General features: G+C 59.7%; 15 protein-coding genes. 5 read left to right on the top strand and 10 right to left on the bottom strand.

All coding sequences use genetic code 11. The features are described 5' to 3' along the window. Together FT726_RS00220 and FT726_RS00215 are read right to left on the bottom strand one after the other, a co-directional pair. On the bottom strand, positions 1-1,545 hold the full coding sequence (locus FT726_RS00220) for a PAS domain-containing methyl-accepting chemotaxis protein (protein WP_058757540.1): 1,545 nt from the start codon (positions 1,543-1,545) through the stop codon (positions 1-3). Between the two features lie 373 nt (positions 1,546-1,918). Next, positions 1,919-7,978: an autotransporter outer membrane beta-barrel domain-containing protein gene (locus FT726_RS00215; RefSeq protein ID WP_346302288.1), complete on the bottom strand. Its 6,060-nt coding sequence runs from the start codon at positions 7,976-7,978 to the stop codon at positions 1,919-1,921. A gap of 132 nt (positions 7,979-8,110) precedes the next feature. Here FT726_RS00215 and FT726_RS00210 point away from each other — a divergent pair, with 132 nt between their 5' ends. Next, entirely contained in the window at positions 8,111-8,350 is a 240-nt protein-coding gene (locus tag FT726_RS00210) for a hypothetical protein (protein WP_150059156.1), read from the top strand. A 94-nt stretch (positions 8,351-8,444) separates the two neighbouring features. On the opposite strand, the gene murP is transcribed toward FT726_RS00210, so the two are convergent. The 4 genes from murP to gltP form a co-directional block, all read right to left on the bottom strand. Further along, positions 8,445-9,884 carry a PTS N-acetylmuramic acid transporter subunit IIBC gene (gene murP / locus FT726_RS00205; protein ID WP_058774923.1) on the bottom strand — a complete coding sequence of 480 codons (1,440 nt, stop codon included), beginning with the start codon at positions 9,882-9,884 and terminating at the stop codon, positions 8,445-8,447. Further along, positions 9,884-10,795: an N-acetylmuramic acid 6-phosphate etherase gene (murQ, locus tag FT726_RS00200; protein WP_058757601.1), complete on the bottom strand. Its 912-nt coding sequence runs from the start codon at positions 10,793-10,795 to the stop codon at positions 9,884-9,886. The genes murP and murQ overlap by 1 nt, the downstream gene beginning before the upstream one ends. Before the next feature lie 146 nt (positions 10,796-10,941). Next, positions 10,942-11,346 carry a type II toxin-antitoxin system HicB family antitoxin gene (locus FT726_RS00195; protein WP_058757543.1) on the bottom strand — a complete coding sequence of 135 codons (405 nt, stop codon included), beginning with the start codon at positions 11,344-11,346 and terminating at the stop codon, positions 10,942-10,944. Between the two features lie 162 nt (positions 11,347-11,508). Continuing rightward, the gene (gltP, locus tag FT726_RS00190) at positions 11,509-12,810 is read right to left on the bottom strand and encodes a glutamate/aspartate:proton symporter GltP (protein WP_058757544.1); all 1,302 of its coding nucleotides are present in this window, start codon (positions 12,808-12,810) and stop codon (positions 11,509-11,511) included. A 580-nt stretch (positions 12,811-13,390) separates the two neighbouring features. On the opposite strand from gltP, the gene acs reads away from it, so the two are divergent. The 3 genes from acs to FT726_RS00175 all read left to right on the top strand — a co-directional run bounded on the left by acs (position 13,391) and on the right by FT726_RS00175 (position 17,498). Further along, the gene (gene acs / locus FT726_RS00185; protein WP_058774926.1) at positions 13,391-15,346 is read left to right on the top strand and encodes an acetate--CoA ligase; all 1,956 of its coding nucleotides are present in this window, start codon (positions 13,391-13,393) and stop codon (positions 15,344-15,346) included. A gap of 173 nt (positions 15,347-15,519) precedes the next feature. Further along, positions 15,520-15,849, top strand: a complete 330-nt coding sequence (locus FT726_RS00180) for a DUF485 domain-containing protein (protein ID WP_282954798.1) — start codon at positions 15,520-15,522, stop codon at positions 15,847-15,849. Then, positions 15,846-17,498 (top strand): cation acetate symporter, encoded by a 1,653-nt coding sequence (locus FT726_RS00175; protein ID WP_150059154.1) that lies wholly within the window; start codon positions 15,846-15,848, stop codon positions 17,496-17,498. Before FT726_RS00180 ends, FT726_RS00175 begins: the two co-directional genes overlap by 4 nt. 125 nt (positions 17,499-17,623) lie before the next feature. On the opposite strand, the gene FT726_RS00170 is transcribed toward FT726_RS00175, so the two are convergent. The 3 genes from FT726_RS00170 to FT726_RS00160 form a co-directional block, all read right to left on the bottom strand. Beyond that, positions 17,624-18,169 (bottom strand): YfaZ family outer membrane protein, encoded by a 546-nt coding sequence (locus FT726_RS00170; RefSeq protein WP_031279754.1) that lies wholly within the window; start codon positions 18,167-18,169, stop codon positions 17,624-17,626. A 163-nt stretch (positions 18,170-18,332) separates the two neighbouring features. Beyond that, positions 18,333-19,028 (bottom strand): LrgB family protein, encoded by a 696-nt coding sequence (locus tag FT726_RS00165; RefSeq protein ID WP_021507825.1) that lies wholly within the window; start codon positions 19,026-19,028, stop codon positions 18,333-18,335. Continuing rightward, positions 19,021-19,446: a CidA/LrgA family protein gene (locus FT726_RS00160; protein WP_021507826.1), complete on the bottom strand. Its 426-nt coding sequence runs from the start codon at positions 19,444-19,446 to the stop codon at positions 19,021-19,023. Before FT726_RS00160 ends, FT726_RS00165 begins: the two co-directional genes overlap by 8 nt. A gap of 102 nt (positions 19,447-19,548) precedes the next feature. On the opposite strand from FT726_RS00160, the gene FT726_RS00155 reads away from it, so the two are divergent. Further along, on the top strand, positions 19,549-20,451 hold the full coding sequence (locus tag FT726_RS00155; RefSeq protein WP_021507827.1) for a LysR family transcriptional regulator: 903 nt from the start codon (positions 19,549-19,551) through the stop codon (positions 20,449-20,451). 60 nt (positions 20,452-20,511) lie between these two features. On the opposite strand, the gene FT726_RS00150 is transcribed toward FT726_RS00155, so the two are convergent. Continuing rightward, positions 20,512-22,161 (bottom strand): Na+/H+ antiporter, encoded by a 1,650-nt coding sequence (locus FT726_RS00150; RefSeq protein ID WP_021507828.1) that lies wholly within the window; start codon positions 22,159-22,161, stop codon positions 20,512-20,514. Positions 22,162-22,253 lie beyond the last annotated feature (92 nt).

Here is a 22,253-nt window from a genome sequence, read left to right as displayed (position 1 = left end):
TTAGCGAAACACGCTGATCGCTTCAACCAGCCGGTTGGCCTGATGCGCCATTCGGCCGGAGGCTTCTGCGCCTTCCGCCACGCGCGCCGCGTTCTGATGGGTGATGTCGTCGAGATCCTCCACCGCGCTACTGACTTCGCTCAGCGCGATGGATTGTTCGGCCGTCGCCGCGCTGATTTGCGCGATCAGGGCGGTGACATTCTGCACCTGATCGACAATCGCCTGCATCGTGTGGCCGGCCGCATCGGCGTGATCGCTGCCCGACTGCACACGGCCGGCGCTGGTTTCCACCAGGTTTTTGATCTCGCTGGCGGCTTTGGCGCTGCGCTGTGCCAGATTGCGCACCTCGCCCGCTACCACCGCAAAGCCTTTACCCTGCTCACCGGCACGTGCCGCTTCCACCGCCGCGTTCAGCGCCAGAATATTGGTCTGGAAAGCGATGCCGTCGATCACGCTGGTGATGTTGGCGATACGCTTCGAGCTGTCGGCAATTTCCGCCATCATGCCGACCATCTCCTGCATCACTTCACCGCCTTTGATCGCCGCTGCGCTGGTGCTGGCCGACAGCGTATTCACTTCGCTGGCGGTTTCCGTGTTGCTTTTGACCGTGGCGGTCATTTCGTTCATGGTCGCCGCCGTTTGCTGCACGTTCGCCGCCGCCTGCTCGGTGCGACGGCTCAGTTCATCATTGCTGCGCGCGATGGCGTCGCTGGCGCTCAGGACATTGATCGCCTGGCCGCTGACGTCATCCACCAGCCAGCGGAACATCAGGCCCAGCTGGCCGATGGCGCGCTGCGTCATGCCGATCTCATCCACCCGATCGATGTGCTCGACTTTGTGGCTGGCGCCGGTGGCCACGCTCAGCGCCTGGCGGCACATGCGCTCCATCGGGCGCGAAATCTGCTGCTCCAGCCACAGGCTGGCCAGCAGCAGCAGCCCGGCCATGCCGCCGCTGAAGCAGCCGATCGCCAGCGGTGCCATGCCCAGCAGCCAGACGCTCAGCACCGACAACGGCAGCAGCGCGATCAGCGTACTGCGGATGCGCCAGCGCAGCGGCAGCGTTTTCAGCACTGAGGTCAGTCGCCGCCAGCCGCTGCCGACAATCAGCCCTTTATGGAAGCGACGCCCTTTGGCACGCCCTTCACGAAAATCACGGTACAGCGCCTCGCACTGACGGACCTCCTCCGCCGACGGTTTGGTGCGTACCGACATATAGCCCTGCAGCTTGCCCTCGCGCACCACCGGAATAGCATTGGCGCGCACCCAGTAGTGATCGCCATTCTTGCGCCGGTTCTTGACCAGCGCGGTCCAGGGTTCGCCCTGCTTCAGCGTGCTCCACATATCGGCGAACGCTTCCGGCGGCATATCCGGATGACGCACCATGTTGTGCGGCTGGCCGTTGACCTCTTCCGGGCTGAATCCGCTGACCTCAATAAAGGCGTCGTTGGCGTAGGTGATGTGGCTGTTGAGATCGGTGGTCGACATCAGCGTGGCGCGATCGTCGAAGACGAATTCACGCTGGGTGATGGGCTGGTTATTACGCATGTGTGAGTCCTTGCAAAACGCAGGCTGAAGAGAAATCGATAATACTTTTTTACCTTTTCGGCAGCACAATGGCCTGGCTTTAGCGCGGCTATTTAATTTTTGTTCTTAATAAAGCCGGAGTGCGCGGCGCTTCACAGTTCTGGCCGCGGGCGGGATCGATAAAAAATCATTTAGGGTAAATGAGATCGAGCTTTGGCTGAGTATGATAAGTTTGTCAGTTGAACCTCAAACTGTTCGACAATCGTTGCACATTTGGTAGCGGCGCAATTTATTGCGCGATAAATCGCGCCGCTACAAATTTTGTGCGATTTGCGGCTGCCCTGACCGGTCGGCATTACACCGTTCACGGCGACCGCGTCATGTGCACGTACTGTCAGAACTGCCAGCGCACGCCGAGGTTGTAACGCCAGCCTCTGGCGCCGTTGCCGTCGATCTCCTTGCGGTAATCCGCTTCGGCGTACAGCGACACATCCTGCTGCAGCGTCACCGTGCCGCCGGCACCCACTTCCCACATCTGGCCAAAATTACCGCTGCTGAAGCTGGCGCCGAGCGCCGGGTTATCGGCTGCCGACACCGACGCCTGCGCCGTACCGCCCCAGCCTTTGTAATAATTCGCGCGCAGATAAGGCGTGTACTGGCGGTTGCTGTCATCGGTCCAGCTGCGGTCGAGACGCGCGCCGAGACGGCCAATCGTCTGGTGATAATCGCCATAGCGCACCTGGTTATTGTCCTCGTCCGTGAAATCATTCATGTTCAGTTTCAGGTACATCAGCTGCGCCTGCGGCTCCAGCTTGTAGCCCTCGCCGAGTTCAAACGGATAACCGCTCTCCAGCGAGGCGGTCCAGCCGTGGCCCTTCAGCTTTGCCTCGCGCTGCTGGCGCGCAATGTCGGTTTCACCACGATGCCAGTCAAACGACAGCACGCCGTCAAGGTAAAAGCCGCTCTGGCGCTGCCAGGTGCCGTACAGCGCCAGGCTGTCGCTATCGAAGCTGGTGCTGCTGTAACCGTCTGCCGCCTGCGGACGGATGCGCGTATTGCCGCGCGTGTAGGCCACGCCGCCGCGCAGGCTGTCCTGCTCACCGTCGAGACGCAGCAGGTTGCCGCCAAGCTGCACCGCGCTGTAATCGAGATCAAACCCGTAGCCGTAATCGCTAAAGCTGCGGTCGCTTTTGTATTTCAGGTTTGAGCCGATGTAGCGCAGGAACATCTCACCGCCGTTACCCGCCGGGCGCGTCTGCTCGTGACGCAGTTCGCCGAGACGCTTGTGCAGGTCATCAATAATCGCGGCGGTGTAATAGGCGAGGCCAACCGGTGCCGAAATGTACGAGGGCACCTGCGGCACCACCGCCGGACGCGCATCGTAGCGCTGTGGCGTACCAAATCCGCTGGTCACCAGCGCCGGCTGGCAGCTGTCGCTGTCCTCGCACACGTAGTAGTTTGCCAGCCGGTAGTCCCAGTAATTGTTGCCGCTGCCGCTCAGCAGGCGCTGCGCCGGATCGCTGCTGCCCGGCGCGAAGCTGTACAGCCGGTACTGCCACGGTCCGGCACCGAGATACCCATCCCTGAGCGCAAAGCTGTTCTGGCCAGCGTTGCCGCCCACCTGCGCCAGCGAAATGCCTTCGTTGCCCTCAATGCCGCCGTTGCGGTTGCGATCGGTGAGCGCCGCGCTGCTTGCCGCATCAAGCCTGACGTTGAGCAGCGTGGTGCCGCTGGCGTTACCGCTGACGTTGATGTGGTCGGTGAACTGGTTGCTCAGCGCGCCGCCGTCATTCAGGCGCGTCACCAGATCCGCCTGACCGCCCAGCGACGCCAGCGAGCCGTTGATGTCCAGCGTATTGCCCGGCGAACCGCCGCCATTGGTGAGATCCAGCGTGCCGCTGTTATTCACCTGCAGCGAATCCGCTGTGCCGCCCGCCAGCGTGGGATGCACGTTGTCACCGGCATACAGCGTCGAGCGCCCATCAATGTTGATGGTGCTGTGCGCCAGCTGCAGATTGTCGGTCAGCGTCCAGCGGCTATCCGCGAAGTTAATGATGCTCCAGCCGCTGCCGAGGTTAACGCCTTTGCTCAGGTCATCGGCGCTGAAGCTGCCGCCGCGCGCCGTAATCTGGTCAAAGGTCAGGCTGTTACCGGTGCCGTTGCCGCTGGTGAGATGGTAAGTAGTGCTGAGATCGACGCCGCTGACGTCGGCGATATTGTTGTTGTCTGCGCCCATGGTCAGGCTGCCGTTGAGCGTGCCGCCGGTCCAGCGGAACGTGTCGCTGCCGCCGCCAGGATTGATGTCGCCCAGCACGTCACCCTGGGTCAGCAAAATCACATCGTCGGCGTTACTGCCCGCCACCGCCACGCTTTGCGCCGTGGCGGTTACGATTGTGCCAAGGTTCTCGAATACCGTTTTGCCGCCGCGCAGATCGACCACCGGTGCCGTCAGGCTGCTGGAGCGGAGTGTGCCGCGGTTGACGATGGTGCCGGCGGTGCTGGAGACCAGCGCCGAACCGCCTGCCGCATTAGTGATATTAACGCTGGCGGCGGTGACGATATTTCCTGTGGTGTTGGCGCGAATCCCGGTGCCGCCGGCGCCGGTGACATTGAAAACGTAACCCGAACCCAGCGTCAGATCGCCGCCGGTGGTCGATCCATCGGCGTTGGCGACAGTCAGGCCGTTACCGCTGCCGGATACATTGGTGGTCACGGTGGAGGCGGGATCGAACGCGACGGCAGTGCGGATGCCGTTGCCATCGCCAACGTTAAGCGTCAGGTTGCTCAGGCTCACGTTGTCCAGCTCCGCGCGGTTTTCGATGCCGTTGCCGCTGCCCAGTACGTTGATGGTGGCGTCGCGCGCGCTGAGCGCCGCCGCGCCGCTGTCGAGCAAAATGCCATGCGCCGTGCCGCGCGTGGTGATCAGCGTATCGCTGCCGGTCAGCGCCAGCTGTGCGCCGTCGCTGATGCGCACGCCGGCCACGCCGTTATCAACATTAATGCTGCCGCCCTGTGCCAGCGTGGTGCCGTTGCCGCCGACATCTAACCCGGTGCCGCTGCTGATGTTAACCACGCCATTGTTGGTCAGCGTGCTGCCGGCGCGCGAGCGCATGCCGATGCTGTTGCTGCCGGTCAGCGTCAGTGCGCCATTGTTCTCCAGCGCCGCGCCGTTGGTCAGGTCAAAGCCAACGGCACCGTTGCCAGCGCCGCTGATGCGGGCGTTGCTGGTGACGCGGGTGGCGGCAGCGCTGCCGTCCAGCGCATTACTGAGATCGCTGCGCAGCGTATTCACCAGCACGCCCACCGCGTTGTTGCCGCTGAGCGTGATGTTGCTGCTGCCGTCGAGCGTTGCCGCTGCGCCGCCCTCGACGCGCACGGCGGTGCTCTCCTCGCCGCTGGCGGTCAGATTGAGGTTGGCGCTGTTGAGGCTGCTGCCGCTGCCGGAGACAATTACGCCGGTGCTGCTGGCGGCGCTGGCGCTCAGGCTGTTCGGCGTGCTGAAGCTCAGCGCCGCGCCGTCGTCAAGGCGGTAGCCGGTCGAACCACGCGTGCTGACATCCAGCGCGCTGGTGGCGGCGCGAATGCGCGAACCGTTACCTGCAGCGTGATAGGCGATCTGGTCGCTATTGTTAAAGATCGGCGTCGATCCGGCGGCGATATTCACCAGCGCACCGTCCAGCGCTTCGGCGCCGATGGCACCACTGCCGTTGAGCGTGAGCGTACCGCCGTTGAGGTTCGCCACGGCCTGGCTACCGCTGGCGCTGACGCCGCGCGAACGGCGGGTATTGCTGCCGCCATTGACGTCGATGTTGCCGCTGTTGCTGGCGGTGGTAGCGAAGGTGCTGCCCGCGCTGTTCACCGCGATTCCGGTGCCGCCGTCGCTGATGCTGATGTTGCCGCTGTTGCTGCCGGTCGCCCCGCTCTCCACGCGCAGGCCGGTGGTATTGGCCCCGCTGAAGTTGATGTTGCCGCTGTTGCTGAGCTGCGCGCGGTTGCGAGCCAGATAGCCGGTGATGCCGTTCTGCGCCGAATTGAGTTCTGCGTCGGAGGTCAGCCGCGTGCTGGCGACCGGCGCACGGCTGTTGGCACCGGTCAGCGTATGTTTCTGCCCGTCGGCAATCGCGCCCGTGGCGTTGCTGCCACTGAGGGTAATGGTGGTCGCCGCGTCAATGTTGCCCTGCGCACCGCCCTCGATATTGATGCCGATGGCGCCGGTGCCGCTGACATTGATCGTGGCGTTATTGGTCTTCACCAATGTTCCGCCACCGCCGGTGCCGTTCACCGCCACCGCACCCGCGCCGGAGGCGGTCAGCGTGGTATTAGTCCCGTCAAACGTCGCGCCCTGTTCGATGCGGAAGAGCGTCGAGTTAGTGGTGGTGACGTCAAAGGCGTTGTTGTCGTCCACGTTGATCAGCGCATTCGGGCCATAGGCAAAAAAACCAATTTGATTGCTGCCGGTGCTGAAGCGGGGAATGGCATTCTGCGTGACGTTAACCGTGGCGTTGCCGCGCGCGTGCACGCCAATTGCGCCGTTGCCGGTGAGGTTAATCGGCCCGTCCACGTTCGCTGCAGCAGTGCCGCTGCCCTGACCTTCCACCCACACGCCAAAGTTGCGCGTGCCGCTGGCCGGATCGGCTCCGCCTGCCACGTTGATGGTCCCGGTGGAGCTGGCGGCGGCGCTGTTACCACTGGTGGCCAGCACTTTCAGGCCGGTGCCGTTAACGCCGTTGAGGTTGATGGTGCCGCGATTCTCCAGCGTACCGTTGCTGTTAGTGACCAGCATGCCGACGTTCTCGCGCGGCACGCGCGCAGCGCTGCCGTTGACGTCGATGGTGCCGCTGTTGATCAGCGTGGCATTGCTGGCACCGCTGACCGACATCCCGGCGGCGTTCTGTACGCGCGGGCCAATCACAATCGCCCCGTCGTTGGTGGCGCTGCCGTTGGCCAGCAGCGCAATGCCGCTGGTCAGCCCGCTCTGGTTCAGGGCGGTCTCCGCCACGTTGTCGCTCAGGCTGTTCTGCGCGCCTCGCCCGAGGTAAATCGTGCCGCCGCTGTTGTTGGTAAATCGGCTGCTGTCGCTGGTGAGCAGCACGCCGGAAGTGGTGCCACGCGCGCTGGAACCGTTGACGCCCACGTTGATATTGCCGCTGTTAGCGGCCTGCGCATTGGCATCAAGGCGGATGCCCGCCACGCCGTTGGTCAGATTGCTGCCGGTGGTACCGAGGTTAAGCACGCCATTGTTAGTGAAATCACCGCCGTTTTGCACCGTTACCGCCGTGGCGTTGTTGCTGGCCGCGCCGACGCCGGTGCCATCAATACGGTTGAGGAAACCGCCGTTGATGACGCCGCTGCTGCTGTTGGTAGCCGTCGCGCCATCCAGCGCCAGCGCGGTGCCGCGGCTCGCCAGTTTCCCGTCGATGGTAGCATTGGCCCCATTGGCCACGCGTACCGCGCCATCGCTGGCCCCTACCACTTCCAGCGTTTTACCGGCGGCGATAGTGACCTGCGAACCGGCGCCTTCAGCATTGATCACCACGCGGCTACCTATCGGCTGCGTCACTTCATCCGGCGCAGTGGCGCTGACGTTATAGACAATATCGCCGTTGGTGATAGTGACCGCCTGATTGAACGCGCTGAGGTAGCTGGCCGGCGCGAGATTGCCGGCCTGCAGCTGGCTCACCAGCCAGTTATTGTAGCTTTGCAGCTGGCTGGCATTGGTGACGTTGAAGGCGGTGGTTTTGCCGTCCAGCGTCTGCACGCTAAAGCTGCCGTTATAGGTCGCAAGGTTTTGTACCGCCAGGCTGTCGGTCACCTGGCCGCCGGAAACGTTGGCCGCAGAACCGTTAAAGGTGATGCGGTTGTTGTTGTTCCAGTTGAGGGCGCCGCCGTTACTGACCTGAAACAGCGTGGTGTTTTTGGCCGCCATGGTCCAGGCGTTGGTGCTGGCGCTGCTGTTGGCGTTAGCCTGACCAATGCTGACATCCAGCGAACTGCCGCTGCCGCTGACGTCGGCGATGCGCGCGTCGATATACTGATTGTCATTCACGTTTTGCAGATCCGGCACCACCGTGCTGGCGGTAACCGGTGCCTGCGCCACCAGGCTGGCGGAATCAAACACCTGAAAGGTGGTGTTGCCGCCGGTAGTGGGATCCGGCACGGTGATGGCGAGGTTTTGCGGACCGGGATCGAGACGTGCCTGATTGAGATATTGTGCGCCCGCCGCGATGGTCACCTGGCCGAGCGTGGTGTTGACCGCCCCGTCAATCCCCGGCTCAAACGCCTGATTACCGGTTAAGGTTGCGCTGCCGCCGTTAACAATCAGCGCGCCGCTCTGCTGGTCGTTATCGCGCGGATTATACGCGCCCAGTGTTGCCGCTTCCCCTACGCCGGGGAAATAAAACACCGCCTGCGCAGCGACGATCCCTAACGCAATGGGATTCCGGGTGAATCTCATACAACCTCCAGTAACAAGCAATCAGCGACGCTGTGAAAGCACAGCGAAAAAAAGAACAAAGGGGCAGATGGGCGAACTCTATTTTCACAAAACGAATCAAGTGGTTAATTATGGGCACAGAGGGTGCCGCTGATGCGTGAAAATCAGGAGAAAGCTGTTGCTTATATAGACTTTATGGCTGCACAGATCAAAAGCGAGCCCGGAGATATTTATCGGAATGAAATAAGAATTTCGCAGAAAATGAAAGGCTATAACCCTGGTTTAAATAAGGCTTATAGTGATAACGCATTAATATTATGTGATTTATCTTCAGCCACTCCAGTAAAGTCTGGATGGGTGATAATTCTCACGCTCAATAATAAGCAGCGCTAACGAAATGCTGCAATTGTGAGCCAGCCCACAATTGCAGCAAAATCATCCATTTAATGACATCGGACCTCTTGACGGTCTACTGGTGCGGGCTTTTCTAGCTTAAATCGACGTTTTTGGTGCCGCCCCACCAGGTAAAGACGAAGCCGCCGATCCACGCCACGATCAGCCCCACCAGATAGACCGCCATACCGGCAAAGATGCCCTGCGAAGAGGTCATCAGCGGCAGCGTCACCAGTCCTGACGGGCCAAACACCGTGTTCATGCCCACCGGCAGACCGAGCCACGCCACCAGCCCGATAAAGAAGCCGCCCAGCGCACCGCCGAAGCAGGCGGTAATAAACGGTTTAAGACGCGGCAGCGTCACGCCATAGATGAGCGGCTCACCGACGCCCAGCAGACCCGGCACGATGGCGCCTTTAATCTGGCTGCGCAGCAGCGAGTGCTTGTCGGCTTTGCACCACAGCGCCAGCGAAGCGCCGACCTGACCGGCTCCGGCCATGGCGAGTATCGGGAACAGCGAATTGAAACCCTGGGTTTCCATCAGCGCAAAATAGACCGGAATAAAGCCCTGATGAATGCCGAACATCACCGCAATCAGGAATAAGCCGGCCAGAATGGCACAGCCGAACGGGTTATTGTTCAGGTGGATAAACAGCCACGACATGCCTTTAAACAGCTCGCCGCCAATCGGCATGATCACCAGGAACGTCACCGCGCCGGTAATTAACAGCGTCAGCAGCGAAGTGAGGATCATATCGAGATTATCCGGGATAATTTTGCGCAGCTGTTTCTCCAGCCAGGCACCAAATATCGCCGCCAGCAGCACGCCAATAATATTGCCGCGCGGATCGATGGTCAGGCCGAAGAAATCCTGCATGCCGCTGTAATAGCCGACGGTCGCGTTCGGGACATAACCCAGCACAAACAGCGAGGCGATGATCGCACCGTTCACGCCGGTGCCGCCAAACGCTTTCTGCGCGTTATAGCCGATTAAGATGCTGAGGAAGGTGAACAACCCTTTGCCGAACACCTTCATATAAGCCACGGTGTCCAGCAGCCAGCGGGCGTGTTCCCCGGGCTGATTAAGATGGCACACCTGCTCAATCAGCGTGGCAAACCCCAGCAGTAATCCGGCACCGATAAAGCCCGGGATCAGCGGGGTAAAAATGGTGGCAAAGCAGGAGAGAAAACGGTGCAGCGCGCTGGTTTGCTTCGCTTTCATCTGCTGCTTCTGCGCGCTGGCGATGCTGTGCAGATCGCCCGGCGCCTCTGGCGTGGCGCTGTTCAGCATCGCCTGCATTTTTTCCGCTGCGGTTTGCGCTTTGCCAGGACCGAGCACAATCTGTAGCTGGGCATCGCTGTCAATCACGCCCAGCACGCCGGGCAGCGTTTTTAGCCGGGCGCTGTCGACCCGCGCGGCATCGGCCAGCGTCAGACGCAGACGCGTCATGCAGTTACCGCAGTGCACCACGTTGCCAGCGCCGCCGACTGCCTGCAGGATATCGCGCAATAAGCTTTCAGTGATCGCCGCCATCATTGCGCTCCTGCGTGGTGTAATGCCTGGCGGATAAAGCCGTGGTTCTGCGCCAGCAGCGCCTGCGCTTCATCGGCGCTCAGGTCTGCCAGTATCATCACAATGGCGGTTTTACAGTGGCCGCCGCACGCTGCCAGCGCCTGCTGCGCGCGGGCATCGTCACATTCGGTGGCCTGCTTAACAATGTTGATTTGCCGCTGCACCAGTTTCTGATTGGTGGCTTCTACGTCGACCATCAGGTTGCCGTACACTTTGCCGCTGCGGATCATGGCGCCGGTGGTCAGCATATTGAGCACCAGCTTCTGCGCGGTGCCGGCTTTCATGCGTGACGAGCCGGTGACCACTTCCGGCCCCACCACCGGCGTCAGGGCGACGTCCGCCGCCTGCGACATGGCGCTGTTGGGATTACAGGTCAGCGCGGCGGTGAAGGCGCCCTGCTGCTTCGCCCAGGCCAGCGCACCAAGCACATAAGGCGTGCGGCCGCTGGCAGCAATGCCGACCAGCACATCGCGTGCCGAAAAGTCGATATCTTTTAAATCCTGCGCGCCCTGTTCGCGGTTGTCCTCGGCGTTTTCCACCGCCTGTAAAATGGCGGTATGGCCGCCGGCGATCAGCCCGACCACCTGACTGCGCGGCGTGCCGAACGTGGGCGGGCATTCGCTGGCATCGAGAATACCGAGGCGGCCAGAGGTCCCGGCACCGCAGTAAATCAGACGTCCGCCCTGGCTGAACGCCGCCGTGATGGCATCCACCACCTCAGCAATCTGCGGCACGATAGCTTCCACCGCCAGCGCCACCTTTTTGTCTTCATCGTTAATGACGCGCAGCATCGCTTCCGTGTTCAGCTCGTCAATGTTCTGGCTCGCCGGGTTGCGGCCCTCGGTGATCATCTGGCTCAGATCGATGTTCATGTTCGCTCCCTTAAGGAATAATTTATTCTTGAAAATATATATCATACAGAATTGTTAATTCCTCCTGCTCAGGTCAATTTTTTTGCCTTTTGCGGCAGCGGGCATAAAAAAACCCGCCAGAAGGCGGGTTGGATTAAGGAGAAGCGCTAGATGTTTGCCAGCTCTCTGCGTGCCAGCGCGGCGAGAAAGCCGCTACGGGAGCCGTATTCGCGGTGTGCTTCTACGTGGCTATCGATTTTGGTCAGTAAGTTTTGCGGCAGGGTGATGTTCAGCTTCACCGCTTTACCTTCGTACCGACTGAGATCAATCTCAACGAAAGCCCAGTAACCTCCCTGGCACTCTTCATCATTAATATGGGTTTCAACGCTGGCTGCTTTTGGAATGGCCTTGCCTGCGTCCGCTAACGATTCCACATGCGCATCGATTGCACCAAATGCATCGCTTAACGCCTCGTCAACGGTGTTGCCCGCAAAAAAACATCCCTGCACGTCAGGTACGAAACCTGACCAGCTGCCGTTTTCTGTTTTGTGCAAATAAACGGGGAATCTCATGGTGAGTCCTTATGTAAATTGCCTTCTTGATTATCTACGGCGGATGCGAGTGGTTATGGTGGGTATAAATTTAAACTTTCTTCAGTAGCTCATCACGACAGGACTTGTCTGCAAAACATAAAAAACCCGCCAGAAGGCGGGTTCAGTCAGAGAGCGTGTCGCTTAGCTGGCACTTTGCGTGCGCAGCTGCAACTCGTAGGCGGCGGCCTGTTTGGTATCAAACTGGTTTTCCCAGCGGGCGATAACCAGCACCGCCAGCGCGTTACCGATGACGTTGAGCGCGGTGCGCGCCATGTCCATGATACGGTCGACGCCGGCGATAAACGCCAGACCTTCCAGTGGAATACCGACGCTGCCCAGCGTAGCCAGCAGCACCACAAACGAGACGCCCGGCACACCTGCGATGCCTTTCGACGTCACCATCAGGGTCAGCACCAGAATGATTTCATCGGTCAGCGACAGGTCAATACCGTACAACTGGGCGATAAAGATCGCCGCAATGCTCTGATACAGCGTTGAACCATCCAGATTGAACGAGTAGCCGGTTGGCACCACGAAGCTGGTGATCGCCTTCGGCGCGCCGTAGGCTTCCATCTTCTGCATGATGCGCGGCAGCACGGTCTCTGAGCTGGAGGTGGAATACGCCAGAATCAGCTCATCTTTCAGAATGCGCATCAGGGTCGTAATACGCAGCTTGCAGAAGCGCGCCACCGCACCCAGCACCACGAACGCAAAGAACAGAATCGCCACGTACACCAGCAGCACCAGCTTGGCCAGCGGGTAGAGCGAGGCAAAACCGAAGTTAGCAATGGTGACGGCAATCAGCGCAAACACCCCGACCGGCGCATAGCGCATGATCATGTGCGTCACTTTAAACATGGTTTCGGAAATGGAACGGAATACAGTCACCAGCGGATCGCGATGCTCCGACGGCAGCGCCGATAGTCCCATGCCAAACAGTACCGAGAAGAAGATAATCGGCAGCATGTCGCCTTTGACCAGCGAGGCGAAAATATTCTGCGGGATCAGCGACAGAATGGTGGTCACCAGGCCATGTGGCGCACCCTGCACCGCTTCCGTTGTGGCTTCGTATTTAGAGATGTCCACCGTTGCCAGCGTTGACATATCAATGCCGCTGCCGGGTTGGAATACGTTGGCCAGCGTGATGCCGACCACAATGGCAATGGTGGTAATCACTTCAAAATAGATGATGGTTTTCACACCAATCCGCCCGAGCTTTTTCGCATCACCCACGCCGGCGATGCCGACAATCAGTGAGGAAATAACAATCGGCACCACAATCATCTTGATCAGATGAATAAAGATGTCGCCGGCAGGAGTAAGAATGTTAGTGATTAACCATTCACGATCGTCTGGCTGATTATGCAGCACGGTTCCGACGATAACGCCGAGAATCAGGGCAATCAGAATCTGCCACGCGAGGGTGAGTTTAAAACCTTTCATAACGCGTTATTTCCTCAGTTAAAACCCCTTTGCTCTGCTGCGAAGGTGCAGAAGACATTACACACAGGGAAGTGAGCAAAAGCCCGATAAAATAGAGGGTTATAATGGACTGCATCGGTTACCGCTGCGCCGGCATTATGCGCCCGCGCGATGATGCAGCCTGAGTTGATACCTGCTGAACAGGGCCGAGATAAGTACCATTTTCACTACGGTAAATGCAACCCCTGGGGCGATAGCTTAAATCCTGCACAGCCAGGCAGCATAAAATGCTGCTGACATGCGCCTGTCATAACTCGCTGTTATGAAAAGTGTTAATTCGATAATTTTCCGCATAGCTATTCAGGATTGCTGAAAAAACGTGCCGGTCTGTTTGCTGCTTATTTAACCGGCTGGTTCATAATTTTATTGATCCAGCCAGTGGTTTTGCCTCATTTCCTGCGCCGGTAAACAGATTGAATTGGGTGACTTTTCAGCCTTACACAAGGTCGTGATCCAGACTGCAAAACAGAAACAAAGCCCGGCCTCACTCTTCAATTAACCTTTGATTGACATATGATTAACATCTTCAAGGAGGTCAGCCATGAGCCAAATACACAAGCATCCCGTACCCGCTGCCATTGCAGCGAATGCCCTGATAAATGCCGATCAGTATGCGGCGCTGTATCAACAGTCGGTTGACGATCCTGAGGCCTTTTGGGGCGAACAGGGCAAAATCCTCGACTGGATGACGCCCTACAGCAAAGTGAAAAATACCTCGTTTGCTCCCGGCAATATTTCGATTCGCTGGTATGAAGATGGTGCGCTGAACCTTGCCGCCAACTGTCTTGATCGCCACCTGGCTACGCGCGGCGATCACCCGGCGATTATCTGGGAAGGCGATGACGCCAGCGAGAGCAAAACCCTGACTTTCCGTGAACTGCACGCCGACGTCTGCCGCTTCGCCAACGTGCTGACCGGCCTTGGCGTGAAGAAAGGCGATGTGGTAGCGATCTACATGCCGATGGTGCCGGAAGCCGCGGTCGCCATGCTGGCCTGCGCGCGCATCGGCGCCGTGCACTCGGTCATTTTTGGCGGCTTCTCACCTGAAGCGGTGGCCGGACGCGTAGTGGATTCCAGTGCAAAACTGGTGATTACCGCTGACGAAGGCGTGCGTGCCGGACGCAGCATTCCGCTGAAGAAAAACGTGGATGATGCGCTGAACAATCCAAACGTCACCAGCGTGAAAAACGTGGTGGTGTTCCAGCGCACCGGCAAAGAGACCGGCTGGCGCGAAGGCCGCGATCTGTGGTGGCATGAACTGATGGCGAAAGCCAGCGATCAGCATCAGCCGGTAGCGGTCGAGGCCGAACATCCGCTGTTTATCCTTTATACCTCCGGCTCCACCGGCAAGCCGAAAGGCGTGCTGCACACCACCGGTGGTTACCTGGTGTATGCTGCCACCACCTTCAAATATGTTTTTGATTATCATGACGATGATGTGTACTGGTGCACCGCCGACGTGGGCTGGATTACCGGGCACAGCTATCTGATCTACGGCCCGCTGGCCTGCGGGGCCACCACGCTGATGTTCGAAGGCGTACCCAACTGGCCTCAGCCCAGCCGCATGGCGGAAGTGGTGGATAAACATAAGGTCACGCTGCTGTACACCGCGCCAACCGCTATCCGCGCGCTGATGGCCGAGGGTGATAAAGCGATTGCCGGCACTCAGCGCAGCAGCCTGCGCATCATGGGATCGGTCGGCGAGCCCATCAACCCGGAAGCCTGGGAGTGGTATTACAAAAAGATTGGCGACAGCCGTTGCCCGATCGTCGATACCTGGTGGCAGACCGAAACCGGCGGCTTCATGATTACGCCGCTGCCCGGTGCCACCGAGCTGAAGGCCGGCTCGGCCACCAAACCGTTCTTTGGCGTCCAGCCGGCGCTGGTGGATAACGAAGGTAATACGCTGGACGGTGCCACCGAGGGCAACCTGGTGATCGTTGACTCATGGCCCGGCCAGGCACGCACGCTGTTTGGCGATCACGATCGCTTTGAGCAAACCTACTTCTCGACGTTTAAAAATCGCTACTTCAGTGGCGACGGCGCGCGCCGTGACGACGATGGCTATTACTGGATCACCGGCCGCGTCGATGACGTGCTGAACGTCTCCGGCCACCGGCTTGGTACGGCGGAGATCGAGTCCGCGCTGGTCTCACATCCGAAAATTGCCGAAGCCGCGGTGGTGGGGATTCCGCACAGCATTAAAGGCCAGGCGATCTATGCTTATATCACGCTGAATCACGGCGAAGAGCCGTCGCCAGAGCTGTACAGCGAAGTGCGCAACTGGGTGCGTAAAGAGATCGGCCCGATTGCCACGCCAGACGTGTTGCACTGGACCGATTCGCTGCCAAAAACCCGCTCCGGCAAAATCATGCGCCGTATTCTGCGCAAGATCGCCGCCGGCGATACCAGCAACTTTGGCGATACTTCAACGCTGGCCGATCCGGGCGTGGTGGAGAAATTGCTCGAGGAGAAACAGTCGATCACCATGCCATAACCGGCATTGACCCGGCGGAGAGTATCAGCCTGTCCCCGGCAGGCAGCTCTCCGCTCTTCCATCCTTACGCCGTATGCTTTTCACCATCGCACAACCTTTATAACTAGAATATTCAGCCAGTTAAATCACGTTGCCGTGAGTTTTCTGTCTGCCTTGCCTCTGGAGAAAATGTGATGAACGAAGCCCTGAACCAACAGGAAGCCGTCTGGCAACAAATCGAAAGCAATCCGCGTTTTCAGGAGCTGGTGCACAAACGTCAGTCGTTTGCGCTGCTGCTCAGCCTCATCATGCTGGTACTGTACGTCGGCTTTATTCTGCTGATTGCCTTCGCGCCCGGCTGGCTCGGCACGCCCTTGCACGCCGGCACTAGTGTGACGCGCGGCATCCCCATCGGCGTCGGCCTGATTGTGGTGTCGTTTCTGCTGACCGGCGTTTATGTCTGGCGCGCCAACGGCGAGTTTGATCGTCTGACCAAACAGATTGTCAGCGAGGTGAAATCATGAAGCGCCTGCTCTCCGCCTCGCTGGCTATCGTACCAGCCAGCGTATTTGCCGCCGATGCCATTACCGGCGCGGTGCAAAAACAGGCCACCAACTACGAAGCGATCATCATGTTCGTGGTCTTCGTGGCAGCCACGCTCGGCATTACTTACTGGGCGTCCAAACGCACCCGCTCGCGCAGCGATTACTACACCGCCGGCGGCAACATCACCGGTTTCCAGAATGGCCTGGCGATGGCCGGTGACTTTATGTCGGCCGCCTCGTTTCTCGGTATCTCCGCGCTGGTCTACACCTCCGGCTACGACGGGCTGATCTACTCGCTCGGCTTCCTCGTCGGCTGGCCCATGATTCTGTTCCTGATTGCCGAACGCCTGCGCAACCTGGGCCGTTATACCTTTGCCGATGTGGCGTCCTATCGCCTGCAGCAAAAGCCCATCCGCACCCTTTCCGCCTGCGGTTCGCTGGTGGTGGTGGCGCTGTATCTGATAGCGCAGATGGTGGGTGCCGGTAAGCTGATCCAGCTGCTGTTCGGTCTCGACTACCACATCGCGGTGGTGCTGGTCGGCATTCTGATGGTGTTGTACGTGCTGTTTGGCGGCATGCTCGCCACCACATGGGTGCAGATTATCAAAGCGGTGCTGTTGCTGTTTGGTGCCAGCTTCATGGCCATCATGGTGATGAAAGCCACCGGTTTCAGCTTTAATAGGCTGTTTACCGAGGCGATGGCGGTGCATCCGAAAGGAAGCGCGATCATGCAGCCGGGCGGTCTGGTGAAAGACCCGATCTCCGCGCTGTCGCTCGGTCTGGGCCTGATGTTTGGCACCGCCGGCCTGCCGCATATTCTGATGCGTTTCTTCACCGTCGCCGATGCGCGGGAAGCACGCAAAAGCGTGTTCTGGGCTACCGGCTTTATGGGCTACTTCTACTTCCTGACCTTTATTATCGGCTTCGGCGCGATTCTGCTGGTCGGCGCTAATCCGGCCTTCAAAGACGCCAGCGGCGCGCTGATTGGCGGCACTAACATGGCGGCAGTGCATCTCTCCAATGCGGTCGGCGGCAGCCTGTTCCTCGGCTTTATCTCGGCGGTAGCCTTCGCCACCATTCTGGCGGTGGTGGCCGGACTGACGCTGGCCGGCGCTTCGGCGGTGTCGCATGACCTGTATGCCAGCGTGATCCGCAAAGGTCAGGCCACCGAGCGAGAAGAGCTGCGTGTGTCGAAAATTACCGTGCTGGTGCTGGGCGTGGTGGCGATTGCGCTGGGGATTCTGTTTGAGAAACAGAACATTGCCTTCATGGTCGGCCTGGCGTTCTCGATTGCCGCCAGCTGTAACTTCCCGATTATTTTGCTGTCGATGTACTGGTCAAAACTGACCACGCGCGGCGCCATGGTGGGAGGCTGGCTGGGCCTGCTGACGGCGGTGGTGCTGATGATTCTCGGCCCGACCATTTGGGTGCAGGTACTGGGACACGCAACGCCAGTCTATCCGTATGAGTATCCGGCGCTGTTCTCGATGCTGGTCGCGTTTGTCGGCACCTGGCTGTTTTCCATTACCGATCATTCCCAGCAGGGGGCGCTGGAGCGGGCGAAATTCCGCGGACAGTTTATCCGTTCACAGACGGGCGTCGGGATTTCGCAGGGGAAAGCGCATTAAGATTGAGAGGGTGCGATGATTGACCAGGTCGCCATGAACGTAGTGCGGTAATTGACCAGGTCGCCATAAATGGCGACCCAACAGAATTTCGTAGGGTGCGCATTCATGCGCACCTGGTCCAGTCATCAGAAACGCAGCGACGCACCGACGTACGGGCCGTCGACCAGCACGTTATCTTTGCGGTCGCCTTTGTTGTTCAGCTCAATGTACTGATAGCCAACGCGCAGGTTCAGCAGCGAAATCGGCGTAAAGCTCAGGCCGCCTGAGGCTTCTTTATAGCTGTCCAGACGATCGGAGAACGCTTCCGGCGCATAGTAATATTCGCCGTACAGGCCCCACATGCTGTTGAAGTTATACTGCGCACCGGCACCCAGCGCCACGGTGAAGCCATCACGGCCATCTTCCGGATGGGTGAACAGCGCTTTCGCCGTCGGTGCCACGCGGAAATCACCCACATCCAGGTTATACCCCATACCAAGGCCGTAGGTGCTGCCGTCGTGATCGCTGCGCAGCCAGTTGCCTTTCAGAAACAGACCCGGTGAAGCGGTGCCGAGGCCAAGGTTCAGGTTGGTGCTGTGCTCACCCACGTCAACACTGCCCTCAATCGCCTGCGCGCCGCCGCTCAGCAGTGCCAGACCTAAAACGCTTCCCGTAACAAGTTGCTTAAACATAACAATCCACTCCATGAAGGACACATAATTCGGCGCAAAGGGTAAACAGCGCGGCGACGTGACACAACTTTATTTGGAAAGCTTTACGTAAAAATGGGTTACAGCGGGCAGAAACTGACCGCATCCGATAACATGCAGGGCGATGCGGGCGCAGATTTGCCCGTCAGGCATGCCATAACAGCTGTCCCAGCAGCGGGGCCAGCAACACCGTGAGCACGCCGGAGAGCATCATCACCAGGCTGGAGACCACGCCCTCCTGCTGGCCGAGCTGATAAGCGCGTGCCGTGCCGGCACCGTGCGAGGCGGCGCCAAAGCCGGCGCCTTTCGCCACGCCCTGCTTAATCGCGATGCGTAAAAACAGCACGTCGCCCACCGCCATGCCAAACACGCCGGTAATCACTACGAACAGCGCGACCAAATCGGGTTGGCCGCCAATCGGCTGGGCCGCTGCCAGCGCAAAAGGCGTGGTGATGGAGCGCACCGCCAGGCTGCGCTGGATGCTCTCCGGTAGCGTCAGCAGCCGCGCCAGCCATACCGAACTGCACACGGCCACCAGCGTGGCGGTGATCACGCCCACGCTCAGCGACAGCCAGTGGCGGCGGATAATGTGCAGGTTTTCGTAAACCGGCACCGCAAAAGCCAGCGTCGCCGGCCCCAGCAGCCACAGCAGCCAGTGGCTTTCAGCGATGTAATCCTGCCAGCTGACGTGCGTCAGCAGCAGCAGCGCCACCAGCACCAGCGGCGTTAACACCAGCGGCATCAGCAGCAGTGTGGGCCTGCGCCGGTACAGGCGTTTATTGAGGTAGTAAACCAGTAGCGTCAGCGCCAGACACAACAGGCTAATGATAAAGTCAGTCACGATCGCCCTGCTTACGCGCCGCGCGCGCCAGTTCGAAGCGGTATAAGCGATCGACCACCAGCGAGGTGGCCGCCAGCACCATCAGCGTACTGACGGCGATCACCACGCAGATGCGCCAGCCTTCACTGCGCAGCAGGTCGCTGTAATTCACCACCGCCACCACCGCCGGAATAAAAAACAGCAGCATTTCGGCCAGCAGCCAGTTGGCCCCGGCTTTAACCCAGCGCAGCGGCACGATACCGCTGACGATCAACAGTAACAGCAACACCATACCCACGACGTTGGCCGGTAACGGCAGATGCAGCCAGCTCACCAGCTGACCGCTGGCAACGAACAGGGCGATATACAGCACCAGCTGCAGCGGCACCGTGACGCGTTGCAGGATATCCGTGGTGCGCGGACGAAGCGCGGACGCCATTTCTCTCTTCCCCCTCAAAATTCAGGGTTTCAGTATAAATCCGCGCCAGAGTGTGAAAGAAATGAATTAAAATTATTCAAACTATGCCAAAAAGGAATGTTTATGGACGTGCGTGCCCTGCGTTACTTTACCGAAGTGGTGCGTCAGCAGAGCTTTACCCGCGCGGCGGAGAAGTTGTTCGTGACGCAACCCACCATCAGCAAAATGCTGCGCCAGCTGGAAGAAGAGCTGGGCTGCACGCTGCTGCTGCGCGAGGGACGCAAGCTGCATCTCACCGACAGCGGCCAGGCGGTGTATCAGCGCGGCCTGGCGATTTTGCAGGAGTTTCATCAGCTGGAGGCGCAAATCAGTGACATCAACCAGCTGAAAACCGGTGAGCTGCGGCTGGGCATTCCGCCGATGGTCGGCATGCAGATTGCCGGATCGATCTCAGCGTTCCGCCGCCGCTATCCCGGCGTACAGCTGAAAATCTCCGAATTTGGTGGCCTGACGGTGCAGCAGGCGGTGCTGAGCGGCGGGCTGGATATTGCGCTGACCGCCCTGCCGATTGATGCGGAGCTGCCGCTGAATACGCTGGAACTGATGCGCCATCCGCTGTGCGTGCTGCTGCCGCGCAGCGCGCGCTGGCTCAACCGCACCAGCCTGACGCTGGCCGAGCTGGCTCAGCATCCCCTGCTGATCCTCAACGAAGAGTTTTCGCTTAACCGCCAGCTGATGAAAGCGTTTCAGCGCCAGGGAGTGATGCCGGATATCGCGCTGCGCAGCGCGCAGTGGGATTTTCTTGCCGCGATGGTGCAGGCGGATATGGGGCTGGCGATCCTGCCGGAGCCGATTTGCCAGCGGCTGGATAAACAGGCCTTGCTGTGGCTGCCGCTGGAGTCGGAGCTGCAGTGGCGTCTGGGGCTAATCTGGCGCGAAGGCAGTTATCTGTCGCGCAGCGCGCAGGCGTGGATTGCCTGCTGCCGCGAACACTGGCCGGATAACGCGCCACGGCTATCGCTGTAGCAAAGCGGCCGCCCTGTCTGTCAGGCGGCCGCGGGATCGGAGAGCAGCAAAACGCGGCGGCTATTCCTCTTTTTCTATCAGCAACGCTTCCAGCAGGTCGAGATCGCGTAGCAGGCGCTGCATGGTCTCGTTGGAGATCTGCTGGGTGGCGCGCAGATGATAAACCTCGGCACGCTCGGCGCGCAGCGCGGTCAGGCGGAAACGGCGCTCCAGATTTTCCGCAAACAGCGCCTGCTCCATATCATCTTTGCCATCGACGCGACGACGCAGATTACCAATCACGCGCAGGCTGACCTCTTTCAGCAGCTCAGGATCGATGTTCTCTTCAGCGTCGTTTTCCAGTCGCTGCTCCATTTTGTGCAGGCTTTCGATCGCCACGCCGGCCATCGCAGCACGCGCGCTCTGGATTTCGCGACGGTGTCCCACTTTGTCGTGGCTCTCCATGCCGCGCAGCAGAATCGGCAGCAGAATCACGCCGACAAACAGAGAGAACAGAATCACGCCGGTGGCGATAAACACCAGTTCGTAGCGCGCCGGAAAAGGTTCGCCATTGCTGAGGAACAGCGGAATCGACAGCACACCGGCCAGCGTGATAGCACCGCGCACGCCGGCAAAAGAGGCGATCAGCAGTTCACGCAGCGAGTAGCTGGAAAACTCCAGCGGCTTCTTCTTCAGCAGGCGCAGGCTGGTGCGCTTCATGATCCACAGCCAGCCGAAGCGCACGATCATCAGCGCCGCATAGACCAGTCCGACGTCAGCGAACAGCATCCACAGCTCGACGTTAGGATCGGCGTTCGCCTGAGCAATCGAGGTGGAGAGAATGTCCGGCAGCTGCAGGCCCAGCATCAGGAACACCATGCCGTTGAACACAAACTCCAGCATCTGCCATACGCTGTTGGCGCGCAGGCGCATTGCCAGCGGTGCCTGACGGATGATGCCGGAACGGGTGATGGTCATACCGGCCGCGACCGCCGCCAGAATGCCGGAGACGCCGAGGTGTTCAGCAATCAGATAAGAGGCGAACGGCAGCAGCAGCAGCAGTACGGTTTGCGTTGCCGGATCGTCACCGCTCCAGCGGCTGAGCAGGCGCAGCGAACGACCGTACAGCCAGCAAACTGCGACACCGGCCACCAGGCCGCCAATCGCCACTTTAAGGAATTCGACGCTGGCGCCGCCCCAGGTGAACACCATGGTGCCCATCGCCACCGCGACGGCAAACTTGAGTGACACCAGGCCCGACGCGTCATTCATCAGCGCCTCGCCCTGGACAATCGACATGATCTTTTTCGGGATGCGCCCTTCGCCGACGATGCCGGAGAGCGCCACCGCATCGGTCGGTGACAGCACCGCCGCCAGCGCGAACGCCGGAATCAGCGGAATGCCCGGCACCAGCCAGTAAATCAGGTAGCCGATACCGACCACGGTAATCAGCACCAGCACCAGCGCCAGGCCGATAATTTCACGGCCGTGATGCAGAAACTCGTTGATCGGCGTTTTCCAGCCATCGGCAAACAGCAGCGGCGGAATAAACAGCACGAGGAACAGTTCGGGGTCAAAATCGACGTGCAGACCAAAGGTTGGCCAGGCCAGCAGCGCGCCGGCCGCGATCTGTACCAGCGGGAGCGGGATCTGAAACGGCAGGATACGTGCCGCAACGCCGGACAGCGAAACCACCAGCGTCATGATGAGAATAGTAAAGAAGATTTCCATGCTTTCCTTAGGCGAATCATATTAATCGAAGCGATGTTGCGTCGGAAAGTGTAAAACAAAACGCCGCCCGGCGGGGCTACCCGATGTGCGGC

This window comes from Pantoea sp. Morm, assembly GCF_016643525.1.
Lineage (GTDB): Bacteria > Pseudomonadota > Gammaproteobacteria > Enterobacterales > Enterobacteriaceae > Pantoea > Pantoea dispersa.
This window is presented reverse-complemented; position numbering and strand designations above follow the sequence as displayed.